Raw genomic sequence first — 20,117 nt, 5'->3', positions numbered from 1 at the left:
TTAACACCTCCATTAGGAAAGATCTACATCATCCACATCGTTAGCAAACAGTTCAATATATTGACCTTTAGCAGTTAATACAGTGGAAACTATTACATTACTTTTCTTTAATGAAATTTCTTTTACTACATCACCTTTATAAATGACTTCTTTTTCTTCTTCAATTTCACGCTTTACAATCTTTGTAGAAAAGATATGGTCAAATTCAAAACTACTATTTTGTTTGGAATGTAACACTTCATCTATATACCTGCCGTTTATGATCTCTGAAGTGGCCATTGCTGGTATGTGACCTGCTTTATATTCAGTTAGTGGTCGCGACATTTCTTCAATTCGATTTTTAGGCTTATAGTATTCAAAAACAAAATTTTCCGTACTAGAGTGATTGATAAATTCCGAACTAATATCGGATAAATCTGTATAGTTACCACGGAATTTTTTTACTTCGATAGGGCTTTTGTTAAAGTAAGTTAAAGGTTCTTCAACAAAATTTGGAATAGCAGGGCTTCTAAAAGCGATATTTTTAATAAGTTTACTGGAATAATTTTGTGGATATGAGAATTTCATTATGAACACAATATTACCAAGTTCATCATACGTATTTATTACTTTAATAAGTTCGTTATTACGTAAAATACCGCGTATATCATCAATTCTATAAAAAGGATAATTAAAGACAAAATACCCGTCTTTTCTCATCATTTTCCGATGATAAAACTTAAAAAGTTCACTTTCAGTATAGTGTCCAGTTCCTTCTGCAAAATCGATGTATTGATTCGCACAAAATGATAAATCGGCCCAATAAGAACTAGACTCAAGTAGACCTCCTCTCGCTGTATGGATTCCTCTTTTTCGAGAGTTTAAACCGATATCTATATGGCTGTCTATGCCGTATAAATATATATCTTTATCCAAAGGGTTCTTCAAAGCTCTTTTGATAGATAGGGCAGTATCCCCACCATATAGTTCCTCAATAAACACTGAAAAGTTATCACTAATTTGAATGTTTTTTGCTACTTCAGTAAACCATTTTTCATTGAATGAATGTTTTTTTCTATAAATAATAGATTTGAAATCACTAGTTTTTTGTTCTATCTCTTTTAACAAATTGAATATTTTTTCAGTTCCATATGTAACAAGTTTCATAATTTCATTATTTGTTCCCGAACTTTCGATAACTTTAGTACCTTCAATATATAAGATCTGTATAATTTTAAAGATTTCGTTTGCAAGTTGCGCATTCTTTTTTACTGTAATAAACACCAATTCATTAGCAGGAGGTAACATAGATTTAATATCATTTTCAAACTCATTAGCATTGGTTTTATTAATACTTTTATCAAGTAATTTTTGCGATTTTACTTGGAACCGAGAGTTCATTTTTTTAGTACGGTATTCTAATTCTTTTATAGCCCTTAATTTCATATAAAAACCCCTTTCATCAAAACGTCAGGGTATTATATACCATAATTTTATAAATGCATAAAAAAAAGCAAAGGAATCCTTTGCTTTGACTTAGATAGTAGGAAGTTATTTTCATTTAAACTATTGAAGATACTCTGTGTTTGTAATTGCTTTAGTTTTAATTATATTTTTCTTTAAATCAAGATCGATTTTATATTCAGATTTGTTATTAGTAAAACTATCATCTTTTTCTTTTGAAGTTAATTTTACAATTACTTTATATTTTGCAGCAGAGTCGTTTAATGACATTTTCTCCATTTTAACAATATCAGCGTTAATTTTACTGCTTTGGAACAGTTTAGCTAGTTGTGAATTTTCATCTTTATCATTTGGAGCTAGTTTATCAAGCGTAGGGGCATCTTGTGATGAAATAGCATTGAAATAAGAGACAATGATATCTTCAGCTTTTAGCTCTGATTTTGTTATATTGTGATCGTGTTTGTGACCCTCGATGTCTGTCTTAGGGGAATTATTATTCTTATTATCTTTATGTTTAGAATCGGCATCTGTTTTTGTAACTTCTTTATCACTATTTGAATCACCTTTAGCAGAGTCATTATTAGTTGATTCTTTTTCAGCCGACTCTTCATTAGTGCCTTTATTGACAGATTCATCTTTTGCTTCTTTAGATACAGGTTTTTCTACTGATTTGTCCTCAGTTTTTTCTTTTTCCACAGTGGTTGGGTTATGGCAAGCAGCTAGTAAAGTAGTTGCTAATCCGGCAACTAAAACTAATTTTAATTTCATATTCTATCACCTCTAAGGTTAGTTTTTTTGTTTTTGGGATTTCCCTTTTTTAAAGGAAAAACAATCATAGTCTTTAATCAATTAGAAGAACTTATCGGAGGAGGTGTCATAATGACAGCTAATATTATCCGTTTTCACAAAGAAAAAGAGATAAGTATTGTGGATATAGTTAATTTAAACGAAGAGAATAACTATAATTTAGTTTTAAAAGTGAATAATTTTCCAATCAAATTAAACAACGTTTATATAAAAAATATACATAAAAATAAAGTTCAATTTTCATACGGTTCTTTCAAACATTTTCCTGATACAAATAAAAAAATAGAGACTTGTCCGTTTTGTGGCAAATCATTTACTGATTCAATTTGCACAGCGCTTACTGAGGAAGCCTCTGTCTTATTTAATAAGCATATTAGCAAAAAAATATTCATTCCGTTAATTTTATCTTCCTATGACAAGAAAGAGGATGAATATTTACAAACCTTATTAAAAGATATTTTGCCTGATTTCGAGACATTATTTTTCGGTGTTTCAGAGGGAAAATATATACAATGCGTATTCAAATATAAAAACGAGCTATTAATCTTTCAAGATGTTATCGATACAAGAAGTTTTGAAACCATACCACTTGTTTTTTATTTTGACGAGCAGACACAACAACTGGAATTATATACAGAATACCTATTTCCAGAAAAACTCCTTCCAATCACAACAACAATCAACCACTATTTAACTCAACCAAAAGTTACAATCAAAGACACGACAGGACGTGGATTAATAGATATATATATGGAGTACATAAATAAAAAATAAGTATCTTGAACCCTTATAGGAAAAGGGTTTTTCGCTTTTTTATTTTTTTAAAAATGCAGGTTTCCTTGCATTCTATTTTTATTTATCTATAAGTAATGCCAGTGCTCCCAGAAATCTTTTAACTAGGAGGTAATTTTTATGAAAAAATTATTAGTTTCAACAACAGGATTAGCAATAGCGGCTTTCGCAGTACCAGCTATTGTTTCAGCAAACACAGTTACAGTAAAAAGTGGTGATACTCTATATAGGATCGCTACAGATAATCATTTAACAGTAAATGAGCTGAAATCTTTAAACAACCTTACAAGCAATACGATTCATCCAGGACAAAATTTACTTGTAAGCAAGTCGAATAATGTAGTTTCAAACAAAAAGGAATATAGAACTGTTACAAATGCATCGTGGGTAAATGTAAGAACAGGTGCAGGGAATAATTTTAGCATCGTTACATCTTTACAAAAAGGAACTAAAGTTGAAGTACAATCAGTAAAAGATGGTTGGTATTATATTTCAACTGGAAGTGTAAAGGGATATATGTACTCAAGCTATTTATCTGCTCCGTCATATGAAGGTACTAATGAAGGAAATAGTAACAACTCAGGAGGAAGTACGAATTCAAATAATTCAAATCAAGAGAATGTTTATTACACAGTAAAATCAGGCGATACTTTATATAGAATTTCAGTGAATAACAACACTACTGTAAACAACATAAAGTCTTTAAATAACTTGAATTCTGACACAATAAGCCCTGGTCAAAAATTATTAATTAAAAAAGGTAGTTCCACTGTAAATAAACCTGAAGAAAAACCTACAACTCCACCAGTTAATACTAGTACATATAAAGTAAAAGCAGGTGACACGCTTTCAGAGATTGCTAGTAAATTTAATACAAGTGTAAGCTCATTAAAATCACTAAACAATTTATCTAGCGATATTATATATGTAGGACAAACATTAAAAGTTTCAGGATCTAATTCAGATAATACAAATTCAAACCATAACCAATCTAAAGCAATATTTATTAAACCTGCTGAAGGTGTTGTTTCTTCAGAATATGGTAGTCGTTGGGGAAGATTACACGCAGGAATAGATTTTGCGAAAGCTGGTAATGTACAAGTACACGCAGCTGCTGATGGTGTAGTATCAAGATCTTACACATCTTCTAGTTATGGAGAAGTAGTATTTGTTGTTCACCAAATTGACGGCCAAACATATGAAACTGTATACGCGCATATGAGATCAGGCTCACGAGCTGTTCAAGTAGGCGACAAAGTACAAAAAGGTCAATTCATCGGCTGGATGGGCAGCACAGGTGATTCAACTGGTCAACATTTACACTTTGAAGTACATAAAGGTAGATGGAATATCGATAAAAGTCAATCAGTTGATCCTAGACCATATTTGGGATTATAAAAAAAACTCCTTTTGGAGTTTTTTTTATATAAACATCTTCTGGGCAACGTCGGTCAAATATATTCTCTCAAGTTCTTCTAATGTAGTCAGAGGTAACCTAACATTCTCTTGTATTAGTCCTTGTAGAGATAACAAATACTTTGTAGGAATAGGACTAGGAGCATAGGAGGGGAATAGTTCCTTAGAAACAAGCGTTAAAAATTCTTGTTTTTCTCTGGCAGTACCTATTAAGCCATCATTAAAATCATTTATTAATTTAATAATATCCTTTCCTATGAAATGGGATGCTACAGATACTACTCCAGCAGAGCCGATTTCCAAGTAATCTAATAGGGCAGGGTCATCACCACAATAAATAGACCAATTATCTTTTGTTTTTTTTATTACGTTTTGTAATTTAGTTAAATCGCCTTCAGAATCTTTTAACATCGTTATATTTTTTAACGAAGAAATTTTTATCATCGTTTCTTCATCCATAACTACGTTTGTACGACCAGGAATATGGTAAGCCATTATTGGCTTATCAATGGCATCATTTACGCTTTTGAAATGCAAATATAAGCCTTTCTGGTTCGGTTTGTTGTAATAAGGGCATACAACCATTACTCCATCAACCTCTAAACGAGAACTCCATTTAACAGCATTATTTACAGTTTCAAGAGTATTATTTGTTCCTACATTCATAATAATTTTCGTTTCATTACTTTTAACTTCGCAAACTTCTTTAAACAAGATTTCTTTTTCCTCCTCAGTTAGAGTTGGACCTTCACCAGTAGTGCCAGATAGAACGATAGTTTCAGTTCCGGTATCTTCTAAATGTTTTACAAGTTTCTTGATGCTATCAATATCTAAACTGAAATCATTATTAAAAGGGGTAACCATAGCAGTAATTAATTTACCAAATTCTTTTTTCACTAAAAACACACACCTTTTCAGTAATTTTTCTTATTTATTATATTTTCAAAAAAGATAAAAAAACTAGTTATAATGACCGCGGAAGTGATTAATTTCCGATAAACAAAAATAGTGTTTATCTTTCGTTTGAAGGGGTGTGTTATTTTGACAAATCAAGTTAATCCAAAAGTAGTTAAATTTTTAAAAGGCGTTAAAAAATTATATATAAACGGTGAATTTGTAGATTCGGTATCAGGTAAAACCTTTGAAACATTAAATCCAGCAACAGGTCAATTACTGGCAAACGTGGCCGAAGCCGGACCAGAGGATATAGATAAAGCTGTAAGAGCAGCACGAGAAGCATTTGATAATGGCCCGTGGTCTAAAATAGGTACAGCCGAAAGAAGTAGATTAATATACAAACTCGCTGATTTAATGGAGCAGAATAAAGAGGAATTAGCACAATTGGAAACGTTAGATAACGGGAAACCAATACGAGAAACGTTAAATGCCGATGTGCCTTTAGCTATAGAGCACTTTCGCTATTTTGCAGGTTGGTCAACAAAGATAGTTGGACAAACTATCCCTGTTCAAGGTAATTTCTTCAATTACACTTTACACGAACCTGTTGGGGTAGTAGGACAAATTATCCCTTGGAATTTCCCATTATTAATGGCTGCTTGGAAACTAGGAGCATCTTTAGCAACAGGTTGTACAGTAGTGTTAAAACCGGCAGAGAATACACCATTATCTGTACTGTATCTTGCAGAACTAATAGAAGAGGCCGGATTCCCAAAAGGAGTAGTCAATATTGTTCCAGGATACGGTAAAACAGCTGGACAACCACTAGTAGACCATCCATTAATAGATAAAATAGCATTTACAGGATCGACAGCTGTAGGTAAATCTATTATGAAATCAGCAGCCGATTCCTTAAAGAGGGTTACACTTGAATTAGGAGGGAAATCACCTAATATCATTTTACCGGATGCAGACTTAACAAAAGCAGTACCAGGCTCACTAATGGGGATAATGTTTAACCAAGGTCAGGTTTGTTGTGCAGGTAGTCGTTTATATGTTCAGAAGAAAATGTATGATAATGTTGTAGCAGATTTAGTATCTTGTGCAAAATCAATTAAGCAGGGCGATGGATTAGCTGTTGATACAACAATGGGACCTTTAATATCTCAAATTCAACAACAACGAGTTAAAGGTTATATAGACAAAGGTATAGCGGAAGGCGCTGAAGTACTTACTGGCGGAGGCATTCCATTTGATAATGGTTACTTTGTGGAGCCAACAATCTTTGCGGATGTTAACCATAGTATGTCTATTGCAAAAGATGAGATATTTGGCCCTGTAGTAGCAGCTATGCCATTTGATGACATAGACGACTTAGTAGCAAAAGCCAATGATTCGTATTACGGTTTAGCAGCTGGAGTATGGACTCAGGACTTGAAGAAAGCTCATTACATCGCTCATAAATTACAAGCAGGGACAGTTTGGGTTAACACCTACAATACTTTTGATGCTGCTTCTCCATTCGGAGGTTATAAACAATCAGGTATCGGAAGAGAAATGGGCAGTTACGCATTAGAAAACTATACAGAAGTTAAAAGTGTATGGATCAATATGGACTAAAAAACAACCGCGTATGCGGTTGTTTTATTTAAATTAATAAATTGTTGATTTCCATTGATATAAAAATATAATCAAAAAAACGAGAGGTCTTTATAAACAAGGTATAGGGAGGCGAAGAAATGAAATTTGCGAAGAAAACAATTAATATAGCAGTACCATTTTTATTGTTTAGTTCATTACTTGTAGGGTGTAGCTTTACAAAAGAAAAGGTTGAGCTGATAAGTGATAACGATGCAAACACTACTGATAAAGTAGCGAAAATGACAGATGAAAAGATCGAAAAGATATACAAAGAGAAAATGAATAACAAAGAAGAAACGGTTACTAGGACAATACATTTAGAAATGGATCCTAAATATGATGGCAAAGAATTTTTTGTATTATCTAATACAGAAAAAGAAACTTATTTTAGAGTATTTCATTTTGATGAGGATAAGAAAACCTTTAAAAAGTTATTTGAAGAAAAGTCTACTTTTGAAAAGGATGCTCCATATTATGTCCAAGGGATATATCCATTTAATCCAAACGAGACCAACCATATATTAATCGGAAAAATAAATAATCCACATATGGTATTTACATATTTTCTTTTCGGAAAGACCCTAAAAACAAACAAGATAGAAGTATTAGTCGATAACGCAATTGGAAAGAATGTTATGGGTGTATTCGAAGGGGATGCTGGTTACGTAGAAGGAAGATTAAATATATATTCAGGATTAAAAACAGTTAAGTCATTTATAACTAATGATGAAGGATGGATAGAATTCTAATACCACGAAAATTTGTTCTTTAGTAAAAATCACACACCTTACTTGTATTAAAGATGTTTGTAATTATACTCCTCCTATCTTTATTTAAGGAGGGGGATACAGTGTTAGTTTACTTTAAAAAGCACTGGAAAAACATCATCAATATTGGGCTATTTATAGGATGCCTATTTCTGTTTTTCTATTTACTAAAGATTAGCTTCATATATGCAACACCTATATACATTGCAATGTTATTTTATGCTATGTATAGACCCTGCATAAAATTATTAACGAAAAAAGGGTTTTCTTATAAAACCTCAGTGAGTTTAAGTATTTTAACGGTAAGCCTAATACTCGTCGGAACCATTGTTTCAATTGGTACAGTGTTATACTTCCAAACTCAAAATGCTATTCAAAATTTTCCTCAATGGCTTGATTGGTCACAACATATGATCCACCAACAAATAATGAGTCTAAAATCACAGATTAATCACGTTCCTGACTCACTATCTGAAAATGCTAAAGACCAACTTGAATCCATATCAAAAAATGCTATTGATTGGACATACGGGTTAATTAGTACAATTTTCACTAATGTGTCGATATTCTCCAAATTTATCATTCAAATTGCGATAGGCTATGTTCTATCAATTTTCTTAACATTTGAATGGCCAACTTTAAAAAAGTTTTTAATAAAAAACATTCCAGATAACGCAAAAACATTTCTAACTGCTTTATTTGGTGATACAGCCAAAGGATTAGGTGGATATATAAAGGCTCAATTAATATTAGTAACTTGTACATTTCTAATTGTTTGGGTTTCATTAGAGTTCTTAGGAATAGGTAACGCTTTATTACTCGCGTTTATAAGCGGGGTTATCGATGTTTTACCGTTATTAGGAACACCAGCATTTTTCATTCCTTGGGTACTTTATCTATTACTAGTAGGTCAAACATCTCTTGCTATTAAATTAACTGTATTATGTCTAATAATAGTTAGTTTCAGGCAGGTAATGGAACCAAGGTTAACCGGGAATTCACTAGGCATATCACCATTTATAATGCTTGCTGGTATGGTTACTAGTGTCTCTGTGCTAGGTTTTATTGGATTAATACTTGCACCTATTATCTTGGTCGTAATACGATCCTTATGGGTTAAGGGCTATTTCCAATTATGGCTCTTTGGAAATTTAAATGCTACCAATTCTAAAAAAGACACTCAAGAAGACAGGTAAACGCTGTCTTCATAGAGTGTCTTTTTTACGAGAAAAATCCCTTTTTTATAGTTTTTGCTAAGTCTTCTAGTTCCCTATAATTCGGTTTGCCACTCCCTAATAGTGGTACAGAAGCGATTTTTTCCATTTTATAAGGGATATATAGAGAAGAAATCTTTTTTTGCTTAATGAATTTCTTAAGTTCCTTTTCAGTAGCACCTTGAGAAGTAGTAAACAGGATGATACGTTCACCTTTTCTTGTATCAGGTACACTTACTGCATAAAAACCTGAATCCCCAAAGCAGGATAGAGCTAATTCCTCAACCTTATTTAAAGAAACCATTTCTCCAGCAACTTTTGAAAATCGTTTTAACCTTGCAACAATTTTGATATACCCATCTTTATCAATATTTACAATGTCACCGGTGTTATACCATTCATCACAAGGAACAAATCCTTTTCCGTGTATTAGATATCCCTGCATAACATTAGGACCCTTTAATAGTAAGCTGCCACCATCACTAATACCTTCGACCGGTTCGATCTTATAGTCTAATAAAGGTATTATCTTACCAACAGTACCTTCTTTGGTAAATTGAGGCGTGTTCAGCGATATGATAGGAGAGGTTTCAGTGGTACCGTATCCTTCTAAGATAGAGATACCAAATTCATTTTTCCACTTCAATTGTACATCTTTCTTTAATTTTTCTGCTCCAGCAATAACAATTCTTAAACTTTGTAATTGTTCACGAGTAGAGTAGCGTCCATAGTTATCTAAAAAAGTATTTGTTCCAACCAAAATAGTACTACGATCCTTTTTAATATATTTAGGAATTTCTTTGTAATGTAATGGAGATGGATATACGAATGTCTTAATATTTGAGACAAGCGGAAGAATTGCTCCTACTGTTAACCCAAAACAGTGGAAAAGTGGTAGGGCGTTAAATATTTTATCCTCTTCAGTAGCATCTATAACGGCAAGAGCTTGTTTGATGTTAGCAAAGATATTTCTATGGCTAAGCACCACACCTTTAGGCTTACTCTCAGTACCCGATGTAAATAGAACAACATCAGTCTGTTTCTTATTAGTTAAAATAGGTAATTTCGCTTCGACTAAACCAATCAATTTATGAGCTACGGAGATAGTTTCTTTTAAATCCTCTAAATAGATAACCTTTACCTTCTTTTCCATTTCTTCAACTACAGTTCCTAAATCCGCTGCTTCAATAAACTCTTTGGAAGTTAAAACCGTTTGTAGTGAAGCAGTTTCAATGCAATCTAACAAACTTTGAGTTCCCATTGTAAAGTTTAAAACGCAGGGTGATTGTTCATTCTTAAACATTGAAAACAAAACAATAATATTACCAATAACGTTCGGTAGATAAACTCCGACTCGATCTTCATTCAATGAGATTTCTTTTATTTTTTTACTTAGTACATTTACTGTAATAAGGAATTTTTCATATGTAAGTGAATTATTCTGATCTTCAATAATTATTTTTTTCGGGTGTAACTTGGCCTGTTTCTTCATTTCATCATATAAATTCACCTTATTAGGTAGCATTAATTCCAAAATCAAACCTCCTTAAATTAACAAATATTCAACCTATCTTTCTATTATTATTCTTTTATTCCTTGCATCAATACTCCCACCACTTAACAACTAACGTTGTTTGAAGTGGGGGTTTGTAATGTATCAAACCATTAAAGAGTGAGTAACATTACTGGAGTTAAGACATTGGTGAGCTATATACACCTAACCCCTCTATTCCATTGGTCCTGCCTTTGGAACTTCATTTGTGTGTTTGGTGTGCGAATGTTTTACGTGACAACACTTTTATGTCACAACCTTCCCATTCAATTCGCGAAGAACAATGTTTATTTAATGATTGTTAATTCTTGAGAAACCTTAACGGTTTCTTTTTTAATGCTATCAATTACTTTACACATAATATTTGCTGAGCCATTCACATCGGCATTTATCAATCTTCCGTCCTTAGCCTGATATACTCCTCTGGAGATACGTTTTCCCGAAAAAATAGGTGTATCGGTGGTTTCTCCATACGTCGGGATTATATCATCATCAAGGAAACTCGCTTTGGAAGTATAGGATTCCTCTGAAATAATAACCTCAATACCGACCTCTTGTGCCTTGTACGTAATCATACTGATGAACATACTGTGTGGTATATGTACAAAGGACTGGTTATTTTGTTTTCCGATATTTGATTTTTGCTTCCAACCCTTATTTTGACCAATCACAACTGTATCAACATTTTCTTGTATCAGTAGATCAACGATATAACGACTTGCTTTATGAAAGATATCCTTAACTTTTCGGTTTCGAAGGTTATGTAAACGTTCCACCCGTTTTGAAGTGAAAGGACCTTCCGTGGTCTTCTTCCCTTGTCGAAGGATACTTATATAACGTGCTTTTTGTTTGTTATAGTACTGATTAATTGATTTAACGTGTTTGCCCTTCAATAAAACAGGTACGTGTCCTGTGTTTGTTGTAATGGTTGCAAGGTTATCAATACCTAAATCAATACTCATTATAAGTTCCTTAGGACTAGCGCTTCTTGGTTCCATCGGAACCTCAAAAATAAGTTCCACAACGTACTGTCCGTATTTTGGAATTGCGCGAACTTGTTTGAGTTTTCCTTTTGTGAACCCAAGTTTCCCAATATTTAACCGTTCTTTCGTAAGAGGGAATTTAAGATACTTTCCCTCCTTAATGACACAATCTTGGTTGGTAAATTGGACTTCTTTTTGCGGGGCACGGCTGTAATTGGGTATTCGAGGTCGCCCCTCATAGGCACTAGGGTTCTTCTTCCAATCTTTAATGAGTGCAAAAAATGATTTCCAGTTTTGAAAAACAGTTTTCATTACCCATTGACTACTTTGTTTCGGAAGAGAGTCGTAGTCTGGCTGTTTCATACTTTTAAAGAGTGCATCTAAAAAGTTGTAATCCACCATTGCGCGTTCCGCACTTGGTAATGTAAATAAATTAAGTTTCACTTCTTTTTGTTTGTCGATTGTTTTTTGTTTTTCACGTTCTACACGTTTGGCATATGCTTCACGTTGAACGGAGTTCATAGGTTCGATCTGTTGTTGCAAACAGTCTAGAACCTCCTGTTGAAGAGGTTGTAAGGCTTCCTCGCTCTTCAAAGCTGTGTAAATCTGACGAATATAAAAATTTGTCGTATTGTACAAACTTTTACTGTTCTCGCACATTTGCTTAAAATATGGATACATACGATGTCCGGATTTTAGCCAAATTTGCATTGTTTTATAGTGCTTATCGTTGTTCGTCATAGTATTCACCTCCTTGTTATGTTGTTTCTATCCTGTATTATAAACAAAAAATCCGGTAATTTACCAAAGCAACTCTAGGGTGATAAAAAAGCCGATTCACCCCCCACCTACGCTACGCTTAGAGGAAGGGGTACTCTCGGATTTCCAGATAGACACAAAAAGGAAGAGCCACACTTCCATTCTAGCTCTTCCCACCCTAAATGAATAAGATTTGTCCCGACTTAAATTGATAAAGACTTTAATATTTTTTCTACTCTAGAGAATGTTTCTTCAATGGACTCAATAGTAGTATCCATTCTATGTATAAAGTCCTTATTATCTAACTCAACTTCAGTTTTGTGATATAAAGATTCCGCATTAAAATCACCATAAAGCTTAATAATCCTTTGTTTTTGAATTTCTTCTTTTACATCTAATCTAATAAGGGTATAACCACGAGCTTGAAAGAGCATATATTCTATCTCTAGTCTAAGATCATCACATACTATTCTTTTCCCCAGATTGATTAATTCATCAGCTTCATTGAGAAGAATGGCGCACCAAACCGCTTCTCCATAAGCCTGTCTAACTGTACCTCCAACTAACTGAACTAATTCTCTATAATCCGCATTTTTTACATAAACGTGATTCGATTCTTTTATAAATTGGGTACTTTTAAAATTATCTTCAAACAATCTAATCAAATTTTTAAACACAGTATTATATTTCTGGTACTCATCAAAATCGAAGACATTATTTGTACTAGGGGTAAGTAATACACTCTTTAAGTATTTTGAAAGCTCATCTTTATCCTCAATTAGCAGGTTGGACACTTTTTTAATTCGATCCCCAATAGCTAATCTAACATAACCATATTTCTTCTCTAATTTATTTGACATCGTGGTTTTACCCGAAGTCATTTTTCCGCTGAAACCAATTTTACTTAGCATATTTTGTCACCTTCATAACAATTAAAATAATAAAATGCATTTAAAATAAAAAGCCTTTTATGTTTTAAGGTATTTTTTTCTCACCTTGAATTAATTACTTTATATAATATTTTTAAAGCGAAAATAAAGGAGTGAGAGTATGGAAAATATTTTTTTACGAGCATCTACAGCGCTGTTCACAAAACATCAGCATTTCGAGAAGATCACAATACCTGTACATCAAGTCAAAAAAATAAATTATGGCAGTGTATTAGTTGAGTTACAAAAAGCAGCTCCTTTCCTTAAAAAGTGTTGGAAAAGACAAGATAATTCAAATGACCTTAAAACAGATAAAATTGTATTTACAGCAAAAACGTTTAGTGAACTTGAGAACGGATGTACACAAGGTCCTGATATGGATTTTAATTATTTAGTTCATCGTTGGTTTAATTTCAAAACTAGCGATGTGATTGAAAATATTTTCTGTTCATATAACATTGCTGAAAAGGAAAAGAACAATAAACACAAAACAATTGATTTTTATTTAATGGATACACCCTTTGATTTAAAGGTGTCTAGCTTTCCGAAAAAATTTAAAATGAACAGAAGTGCGTTTCGTACCGAGAGAGAATATCGAAACGCATTGATACGCTGGTTGTATGATAATCAGAGTAAAGAGAGAAGAAACCACGAGGAAAATAGATTGTTTGTTGTCTGTAAACATCAAACAGGTAAAGATTCACAACAAAATCTATTTTTAAAAATGGATTTTAATCAGATCCATTCGAAGATTGATTCGTTTTTAAGATATTCAGGTAAACAAGTTGAACAAAACAAAGAACCATTCAACAAGGTAGTTTTAAACAGCGGCAAAGAAGTTTATTCAGACATTATTATTATTGATTAGCAATTATACATTCGCAATTAAACATATATATTACTCTTTGGTACATAAGAAAAACCTTCTGAACATTGAAGGTTTTTCTTTTTTTTTTAATAAGATTGGTTTTTTTCTTAAAAACAAAATATAATGCGAAAAAATATTAAAGGAGCCTCAAAATGACATTACAGGAAGGCATAACAATAGTAGAAAGTATTCTTAACTTACAAAAAAACAACGAATTCGTTAGCATAAATACTACACTAGGAACCTTATTTGACGGTGTATTAATTAAGCCATTAAAAAAGAGGCATATTGTCGCTGAAAATATAGAGGATAAAGGAACAAGAGATTCAGATATCCGATTTGAAAGAGAAGAGAGACATCTTTTCCCGTATGTTGAAAATTTCAGATATGAGGACGATACTCAATCAAAGGGTCACCATAAAAAGTGGTTTCTAACCCAACTTTTTGTACATTTTTCAGCAGAAAACTGCGATTATTTGTTTAGTAATCTTTCAGATGAATTTAAAAAAGGAAGAGATACGAATTTTTTTGCAAGTAACCCGGTAAAGGATGAATTTGTTAAGGTTCATCTTTCAAAAGAGAAACGAAAAGGCGAACGATTATCTCTTGGTTACAAAGATATTGACGATCCAGCATTTTATGAGTTCAGAAAGTTACTATTCGAACTTGATTATTTAATTATTTGTAAATATCGCAATGTCCCTCGCTACTTTATCTTTGGAGCTAAAGAAAATGATTTAGCTAAACTAAATTTCAAAACAAAAAAATCTTTAGTCTTTCTTGAAGAGAAGGCAAAAACAACACATTATACAAGCTTCCCGATAACGCAGAGATTAAAGGTTGAAACGAATAAACCTATTCCTCACAACCAACAATGGTTAATTTCAGGCGCACCAGGTACGGGGAAAAGTTATCTATTAAAAACGGAAGCACAAAAATATTTTAAAGAAGAAAATATCCAAAGAATAACGTTTCATCCTAACTATGCATACGGCCACTTCATTGGAACTTTTAAACCAAAACAATTACCTGGGCAACAAATAGGGTACGGTTTTCAGCTAGGTATATTAACAAAGATGCTATTAAAGGCAATCGAAAACCCCAAAGAAAATTATGTTTTAATCATTGAAGAACTCAATAGAGGGAATGCAAATGAAATCCTTGGCGATTTTATCCAAGTTATTGAACGTGATGAAGACGGAGAAAGTATATATCAGATTGAACCTAATGAAGATCTATCATTGTACTTAGAAGAAAATTATCCCCACTTACCAAAAAAACTGTATGTGCCAAGAAATTGTTATATATGGGGAACTTTAAACTTCGGTGATAAGCACACATTCCCATTAGACGCGGCATTTTTAAGAAGATGGGATATAAACCACATTGGCATCAATGAAAAAGAAAATGAAATATCTAAATATACAGTATGCCTACCAAATAAAGACGAACCAGTCCTTTGGAACGATGTCAGAAAAAAATTAAATGAAGAGCTTATGAAAATTCCGTTTATAAAAGAAGACCAGCTTTTGGGACCTTTTTTTGCTAAAAAGAAAGAGATGTCTGAGGACGATTTTTTCTATCAAGTTATTGTTTATTTAAAAGAAAATGTCTTAAAAGACTTCGCCACACAATTTTTCACCCACCACATTATTAGTGAATTAAAAGACCGATACAAGGAAGGGGAGAACATATTCCGTTTTGAAATTTGAATCATCGATGGAATGACACTATGAAAACAATAACATTAAAAGAGAATCAATATTATGAGCTTGAAAGTTTAAAATCACAAGGGCTAGAAGAAGCCCTTGTATTTTTAAATGAAAACGAGATCATAGAAACAAAATACCAAAAGATTTGTTTCAAATATATCGGATCCATCTTCTTTAATGATATACACATCTTTGTGGTACCCAAATACAGAAAAAATAACTTTTCCAGTACAGAGCTTTCTTTATTTTATAGAGCTATTATGAAGTTTCATAATGCTAACAAACTATTAGAAGAAACTAACAATGGAGTTTGGGATGCTGTTACTGAAATTCTTCAAGACTTCACAGAGAATGGGTATATGAAATCATACTGTAAGCAATTTCAGAGCGATTGGTCGAATCCAAATTGGGACAAAATGTTTAACCGTTCACCTGTATACTGTCAGAACAACGCTCCTATTTGGCAATCGCCGATCTCAACAAAAACAACATTAAATGAGGGTAATTTAAAGAATTTACACGACAGTATCATTCTATTTATCCTTCATACATTCCCCGTAATGGCTACATTTTACCCGCATCTACCACACACATATATGCCTAACGCAGTACTTGTAGATAAGTTGAAAATGGAAGTTCAAGAACAACTGATTACAACCACTTTTCCACGGGAACAAAACATATTTAGAAAAACACTATTTGTTTTAGATTCTATATATGATTCAAAATGTTTATTAGTTGGTACAAAAAATCCTCATATTTTTTGGGAGTCAATTTGCAAATGTATGCTCAAGGATCAATCAGAGAAATGGCTAGAATATTTCCCTAAAGCAACTTGGAAAATTAAAAATGTGTGTGGTGTCACACAAACACACAGACCAGACATTATTACTGAAGTTAATGGAACTACCCATATATACGATGCAAAATACTATTTCACGGAACGCACCCAGCCAGGTATACAAGACATTACCAAACAAATATTATATGAAAAATGTTTAAGAAGCATAAAAAGTGATATGGAGATTTGTAATGCATTTGTTTTCCCATCTGAAACACCAACTGAACAATTAGATAAGATTTCTGGAGTTATCACTTTCGATGCCTTCGATAGCAATATATCGATTAATACACACCATCAATACGACATAGATTCATTTAAACAATATATTGCCTAACTAAAAAGTAGCGCCTTTCTCGGGCGCTACTTTTTTACAGTTCTTCAATTTTAGCTAGTTGCATTTCTGTTTTTGCAGGTGATGAATCATCTATATATTTTTTTACTTTTATTAACCCAATATCTTTTTGATAATAGTAAAACTTCTTAATACCCCCATCTATTTCTGTTACTTCTACAGCATCCTCGAAATCTCCTATCGGTGTAGTAACTTTAATAGCTTCTTCTGATAAGGTGTAATGTATGTTATTAACATCCCAAGTGGCACCTTTTGCTATAGGCATAGGAAGAATTTTTTCCATATCATCTTTAAGAATAGAGTCAGTGATATCTACTTCTTCAGCGGATTCAGGAATGTTCTTTTTATAAACCCCATCATCTTCAATAGAAATGACATTTAAACCACTATTTTCAACAACCGATTGGACTTTATTCTTATTAAAGATTGTAAATACTTCACTAGATAATAAAGAACCATCTTCAGCTTGATACTCATATCTTTTATCTTTATTCGGAGCGAAAGTTAGAGTATATGTATCGACAACTAAAGGTTTGACTCTAATATGTCTTGTTTGCACTTCATCAATGAGCTCCAACATATTTGAGTTATCGCCTTTTAAAAGTAACTGACTCTCAACTACGAGACGTTCATTAGACCCGCCTTTAAAATGGACACTCCATTCTAACTTTTCTTGTTTATTTATCATTTTTCTTTGAGGATCTTTTTCTATAAACTGCTCTTCTAAAACAGTGCCATCCTCCTTTTTCAATTTAATAGAAAATAGATTCTGATCCTCTCCTAATATCGGGATAGGAAAAGAATTATCATTTTCTAAAGACAGTTGAACATTTACGTCATTATCTTTTGTAATAGCAGCCAAATTATAGGATACCTTTAATGTTTTTATTTTACTTTCAGCTTTTACAACTTCATTTGCAATTGGGAAATTGTTTTTTTCAGGTTCACATCCACCTAGAATAACGCCACAAGCGATACAAGTTAAATATATTTTTTTCATTTTCAACACTCCATATTTTTATACAATTTTACTTTACTTTTCAGGGGTAAATATTTATGTAAATGAGTAGAAAAAACATATAGAAGGGGTGATAATTTTGAGGTTATATGTTTCAAATACAAAAGAACAAATCATTTTTTTATTGTTCGATTTCCTTGATTCAATATTAAAAGACAAAGAGGTAAAGTTAATCTTTAATGGTACTCCATATGAGGGGGCAATTGAAAGAATAGAATTAGATGAAGATGACTATGAATGGATTCAATTTAAAATAAACGACGAAATTATTAAATTTCCATTTACAGAGGATTCAAAAGTTCGTCTAGATAAAGACTTGTTCTATTTCGAAACTAAATCAAATACCATTCTGCTTTATCTATAGGTGCTAATAGCACCTATTTTCATTTCTTGAAACAGGATTTTAAAAATTTTCTTTGGATATTGAATTTGTTTTCAAAAGTATCATCTCCAAAAATTTTTGGAATCCTAGATTGAGTATATTCACAATCCGGACAATACAAACTAACGCTGCCGTTTTCAATTTTAGGAACTAGTGGATGATGTAACGGATTAATACCACAAGTTAAAGAAAGGAATCCTGAGGTTTGTTGCCATAGCTGTATATTTTCCACAACCTTATCTAAACGCATATATACACTCCTTAATCACAAAAAATAAAAAGAAAAATGGTAATGTTTCTTGAAGAAGAAAATTCTCTAAGGTAAAGTCTAATTATTTCATTCATTATCGTATTTTAGTAACCGGTTTTTAAACATCCTATGGATTATTTTTTTTGAGAGGAGAGATAAAACTTGAAAAGGAAATTAACGTTTTTAACTTGTGCATCGATGTTAATAGTTCCACCGTTTATTGCAAGCGCAAATGAAGCAAGCACAACAACACAAGTACAAAAAGAAAATACAGAAAAGCAAACAATAGAGAAAAATAATAATACCGAAACACAAACTACACAAAAAGAAGAGAAACCATCAATCAATGTTAGTGAAGATATAGAAACAGAGGAAACTAAAAAAGTAGATTCATTGAAGGAAGAGCTAAAAAAAGTAGAGGAAAAGAAAACAAATATAAAAGAACAAATAAGCGAAGTTCATAAATATATTGACGAAACCGAGAAGACAATAATGGGCATCGAGAATCAATTAGCTACAACCGAAAGCCAAATAAAAACTACAGAAGAAAGTATAAAGAAATTACTACATAACATTGAAGTTACACAAAAGGAAATCGATAAGAAAATTGTAGAATTAAAATTACAAAGAGATAAATTAGGTCAATCTATATCGTTTCTTTATGAAAATCGAGATTTCGGTTTCTTCCAATTCTTCTTTCAAACAGAAAATTTAAGTGATTTATTAACAACTGTTGATTTAATTAATATTATTGCTGATGAAAATCAAAAAATATATAACTCAATTCAAAAACAAGAAAAAGAACTAAAAGAGCAAAAAAAACAATTAGAGGCAAATAAGCTAACTGTGGAAAACGAAAAAAACAAACTAAACGCATTAAAGAATCAGCAAGTTGAGCAAAAAACAAAGCAAGATGCTGTCCTTGTAACGCATAAAGAAAGAGAAACACAAATGGTAAATCAGTTAACAGAAGAAGAAAAAGCGCAGGCAGAATTAATGAAACAGATTAACGAAGCTTTGAAGCCTAATATTCCGAATGTAGGGTCAGAAAACATTCCTCTAAACCCTAATCAAACATTAACTTCACCAATGAAAGCAGGAACATATCAAATTTCTTCAATGTACGGTTATAGAACACACCCAGTGCTAGGCTACCAACGTTTGCACTCAGGCACAGACTTTGCAGCTCCACTTTCAACTCCAATTTATAGTGCAGGAGTAGGAACAGTCCTGTTCTCTGGTCCCGCATCTGGTTTCGGTAATTGGATAGTGATACAGCACGATAATGGCTTATATTCAATTTATGGACATATGGAAGCAAACTCCCTATATGTAAAGCCCGGTCAAAGGGTTAATCAAGGTCAACATATCTCAGCAGTCGGAAATCAAGGGATAACTTCCGGACCCCATTTACATTTTTCAGTAGCAACAAAATATGATGGTTCAGTATTTACATACACCGATCCATTATCCGTTTTGAAGTAAAAGATG

At 32.5% G+C, this 20,117-nt stretch carries 18 protein-coding genes; 10 read left to right on the top strand and 8 right to left on the bottom strand.

Translation table 11 applies throughout. The annotated features are described in order from the left end of the window. Nucleotides 1-12: 12 nt before the first annotated feature. Together VF726_RS14395 and VF726_RS14390 are read right to left on the bottom strand one after the other, a co-directional pair. Nucleotides 13-1,425, bottom strand: a complete 1,413-nt coding sequence (locus VF726_RS14395; protein ID WP_440169245.1) for a hypothetical protein — start codon at nucleotides 1,423-1,425, stop codon at nucleotides 13-15. A gap of 120 nt (nucleotides 1,426-1,545) precedes the next feature. Continuing rightward, entirely contained in the window at nucleotides 1,546-2,211 is a 666-nt protein-coding gene (locus VF726_RS14390; RefSeq protein WP_440169243.1) for a hypothetical protein, read from the bottom strand. A gap of 111 nt (nucleotides 2,212-2,322) precedes the next feature. Here VF726_RS14390 and VF726_RS14385 point away from each other — a divergent pair, with 111 nt between their 5' ends. Both VF726_RS14385 and VF726_RS14380 read left to right on the top strand, forming a co-directional pair. Next, nucleotides 2,323-3,024 carry a hypothetical protein gene (locus VF726_RS14385; RefSeq protein ID WP_440169241.1) on the top strand — a complete coding sequence of 234 codons (702 nt, stop codon included), beginning with the start codon at nucleotides 2,323-2,325 and terminating at the stop codon, nucleotides 3,022-3,024. A gap of 138 nt (nucleotides 3,025-3,162) precedes the next feature. Further along, nucleotides 3,163-4,440 (top strand): LysM peptidoglycan-binding domain-containing protein, encoded by a 1,278-nt coding sequence (locus VF726_RS14380; protein WP_440169238.1) that lies wholly within the window; start codon nucleotides 3,163-3,165, stop codon nucleotides 4,438-4,440. A gap of 24 nt (nucleotides 4,441-4,464) precedes the next feature. On the opposite strand, the gene dapA is transcribed toward VF726_RS14380, so the two are convergent. Further along, nucleotides 4,465-5,355 carry a 4-hydroxy-tetrahydrodipicolinate synthase gene (gene dapA / locus VF726_RS14375; RefSeq protein WP_440169236.1) on the bottom strand — a complete coding sequence of 297 codons (891 nt, stop codon included), beginning with the start codon at nucleotides 5,353-5,355 and terminating at the stop codon, nucleotides 4,465-4,467. Between the two features lie 144 nt (nucleotides 5,356-5,499). Here dapA and VF726_RS14370 point away from each other — a divergent pair, with 144 nt between their 5' ends. The 3 genes from VF726_RS14370 (at nucleotide 5,500) to VF726_RS14360 (ending at nucleotide 8,959) form a co-directional block, all read left to right on the top strand. Further along, nucleotides 5,500-6,975 carry an aldehyde dehydrogenase family protein gene (locus VF726_RS14370; RefSeq protein ID WP_440169234.1) on the top strand — a complete coding sequence of 492 codons (1,476 nt, stop codon included), beginning with the start codon at nucleotides 5,500-5,502 and terminating at the stop codon, nucleotides 6,973-6,975. Between the two features lie 119 nt (nucleotides 6,976-7,094). Further along, nucleotides 7,095-7,745 carry a hypothetical protein gene (locus VF726_RS14365; protein ID WP_440169232.1) on the top strand — a complete coding sequence of 217 codons (651 nt, stop codon included), beginning with the start codon at nucleotides 7,095-7,097 and terminating at the stop codon, nucleotides 7,743-7,745. 101 nt (nucleotides 7,746-7,846) lie between these two features. Beyond that, the gene (locus VF726_RS14360) at nucleotides 7,847-8,959 is read left to right on the top strand and encodes an AI-2E family transporter (RefSeq protein ID WP_440169229.1); all 1,113 of its coding nucleotides are present in this window, start codon (nucleotides 7,847-7,849) and stop codon (nucleotides 8,957-8,959) included. A gap of 25 nt (nucleotides 8,960-8,984) precedes the next feature. On the opposite strand, the gene VF726_RS14355 is transcribed toward VF726_RS14360, so the two are convergent. From VF726_RS14355 to VF726_RS14345, 3 genes are all read right to left on the bottom strand, one after another. Further along, entirely contained in the window at nucleotides 8,985-10,502 is a 1,518-nt protein-coding gene (locus VF726_RS14355; RefSeq protein WP_440170184.1) for an AMP-binding protein, read from the bottom strand. A 314-nt stretch (nucleotides 10,503-10,816) separates the two neighbouring features. Next, on the bottom strand, nucleotides 10,817-12,253 hold the full coding sequence (locus VF726_RS14350) for an RNA-guided endonuclease InsQ/TnpB family protein (RefSeq protein WP_440169226.1): 1,437 nt from the start codon (nucleotides 12,251-12,253) through the stop codon (nucleotides 10,817-10,819). A 221-nt stretch (nucleotides 12,254-12,474) separates the two neighbouring features. Continuing rightward, nucleotides 12,475-13,182 carry a hypothetical protein gene (locus VF726_RS14345; RefSeq protein WP_440169223.1) on the bottom strand — a complete coding sequence of 236 codons (708 nt, stop codon included), beginning with the start codon at nucleotides 13,180-13,182 and terminating at the stop codon, nucleotides 12,475-12,477. A 139-nt stretch (nucleotides 13,183-13,321) separates the two neighbouring features. Between VF726_RS14345 and VF726_RS14340 the strand changes: the two genes are divergently transcribed. The 3 genes from VF726_RS14340 (at nucleotide 13,322) to VF726_RS14330 (ending at nucleotide 16,958) form a co-directional block, all read left to right on the top strand. Beyond that, on the top strand, nucleotides 13,322-14,068 hold the full coding sequence (locus VF726_RS14340; protein WP_440169221.1) for a hypothetical protein: 747 nt from the start codon (nucleotides 13,322-13,324) through the stop codon (nucleotides 14,066-14,068). Nucleotides 14,069-14,220: 152 nt separating this feature from the next. Next, nucleotides 14,221-15,780, top strand: a complete 1,560-nt coding sequence (locus VF726_RS14335; protein WP_440169219.1) for an AAA family ATPase — start codon at nucleotides 14,221-14,223, stop codon at nucleotides 15,778-15,780. A 20-nt stretch (nucleotides 15,781-15,800) separates the two neighbouring features. Then, nucleotides 15,801-16,958, top strand: coding sequence for an LlaJI family restriction endonuclease (locus tag VF726_RS14330; protein WP_440169217.1), 1,158 nt, complete (start codon nucleotides 15,801-15,803; stop codon nucleotides 16,956-16,958). A 34-nt stretch (nucleotides 16,959-16,992) separates the two neighbouring features. Here the strand turns inward: VF726_RS14330 and VF726_RS14325 are convergent, their stop codons facing one another. Further along, on the bottom strand, nucleotides 16,993-17,976 hold the full coding sequence (locus VF726_RS14325; RefSeq protein ID WP_440169214.1) for a hypothetical protein: 984 nt from the start codon (nucleotides 17,974-17,976) through the stop codon (nucleotides 16,993-16,995). A gap of 97 nt (nucleotides 17,977-18,073) precedes the next feature. Between VF726_RS14325 and VF726_RS14320 the strand changes: the two genes are divergently transcribed. Next, on the top strand, nucleotides 18,074-18,358 hold the full coding sequence (locus tag VF726_RS14320) for a DUF4430 domain-containing protein (RefSeq protein ID WP_140421501.1): 285 nt from the start codon (nucleotides 18,074-18,076) through the stop codon (nucleotides 18,356-18,358). 19 nt (nucleotides 18,359-18,377) lie between these two features. Here the strand turns inward: VF726_RS14320 and VF726_RS14315 are convergent, their stop codons facing one another. After that, nucleotides 18,378-18,626, bottom strand: a complete 249-nt coding sequence (locus tag VF726_RS14315; protein WP_440169211.1) for a hypothetical protein — start codon at nucleotides 18,624-18,626, stop codon at nucleotides 18,378-18,380. Between the two features lie 162 nt (nucleotides 18,627-18,788). On the opposite strand from VF726_RS14315, the gene VF726_RS14310 reads away from it, so the two are divergent. Further along, a complete protein-coding gene (locus VF726_RS14310) occupies nucleotides 18,789-20,111 on the top strand; it encodes a peptidoglycan DD-metalloendopeptidase family protein (protein WP_440169208.1) in 1,323 nt (440 codons plus the stop codon). Nucleotides 20,112-20,117: the final 6 nt, after the last annotated feature.

This window comes from Bacillus sp. Brlt_9, assembly GCF_051948935.1.
Taxonomy (GTDB): Bacteria; Bacillota; Bacilli; order Bacillales; family Bacillaceae_G; genus Bacillus_A.
This window is presented reverse-complemented; position numbering and strand designations above follow the sequence as displayed.

Excerpts from the sequence above, each read along its gene's own strand:
- VF726_RS14315 (WP_440169211.1), bottom strand. The coding sequence starts at position 18,626 with ATGCGTTTAGATAAGGTTGTGGAAAATATACAGCTATGGCAACAAACC.
- VF726_RS14345 (WP_440169223.1), bottom strand. The coding sequence starts at position 13,182 with ATGCTAAGTAAAATTGGTTTCAGCGGAAAAATGACTTCGGGTAAAACC.
- VF726_RS14355 (WP_440170184.1), bottom strand. The coding sequence starts at position 10,502 with ATGCTACCTAATAAGGTGAATTTATATGATGAAATGAAGAAACAGGCC.
- VF726_RS14325 (WP_440169214.1), bottom strand. The coding sequence starts at position 17,976 with ATGAAAAAAATATATTTAACTTGTATCGCTTGTGGCGTTATTCTAGGT.
- VF726_RS14350 (WP_440169226.1), bottom strand. The coding sequence starts at position 12,253 with ATGACGAACAACGATAAGCACTATAAAACAATGCAAATTTGGCTAAAA.
- VF726_RS14380 (WP_440169238.1), top strand. The coding sequence starts at position 3,163 with ATGAAAAAATTATTAGTTTCAACAACAGGATTAGCAATAGCGGCTTTC.
- VF726_RS14390 (WP_440169243.1), bottom strand. The coding sequence starts at position 2,211 with ATGAAATTAAAATTAGTTTTAGTTGCCGGATTAGCAACTACTTTACTA.
- VF726_RS14330 (WP_440169217.1), top strand. The coding sequence starts at position 15,801 with ATGAAAACAATAACATTAAAAGAGAATCAATATTATGAGCTTGAAAGT.
- VF726_RS14335 (WP_440169219.1), top strand. The coding sequence starts at position 14,221 with ATGACATTACAGGAAGGCATAACAATAGTAGAAAGTATTCTTAACTTA.
- VF726_RS14340 (WP_440169221.1), top strand. The coding sequence starts at position 13,322 with ATGGAAAATATTTTTTTACGAGCATCTACAGCGCTGTTCACAAAACAT.
- VF726_RS14365 (WP_440169232.1), top strand. The coding sequence starts at position 7,095 with ATGAAATTTGCGAAGAAAACAATTAATATAGCAGTACCATTTTTATTG.
- VF726_RS14395 (WP_440169245.1), bottom strand. The coding sequence starts at position 1,425 with ATGAAATTAAGGGCTATAAAAGAATTAGAATACCGTACTAAAAAAATG.
- VF726_RS14385 (WP_440169241.1), top strand. The coding sequence starts at position 2,323 with ATGACAGCTAATATTATCCGTTTTCACAAAGAAAAAGAGATAAGTATT.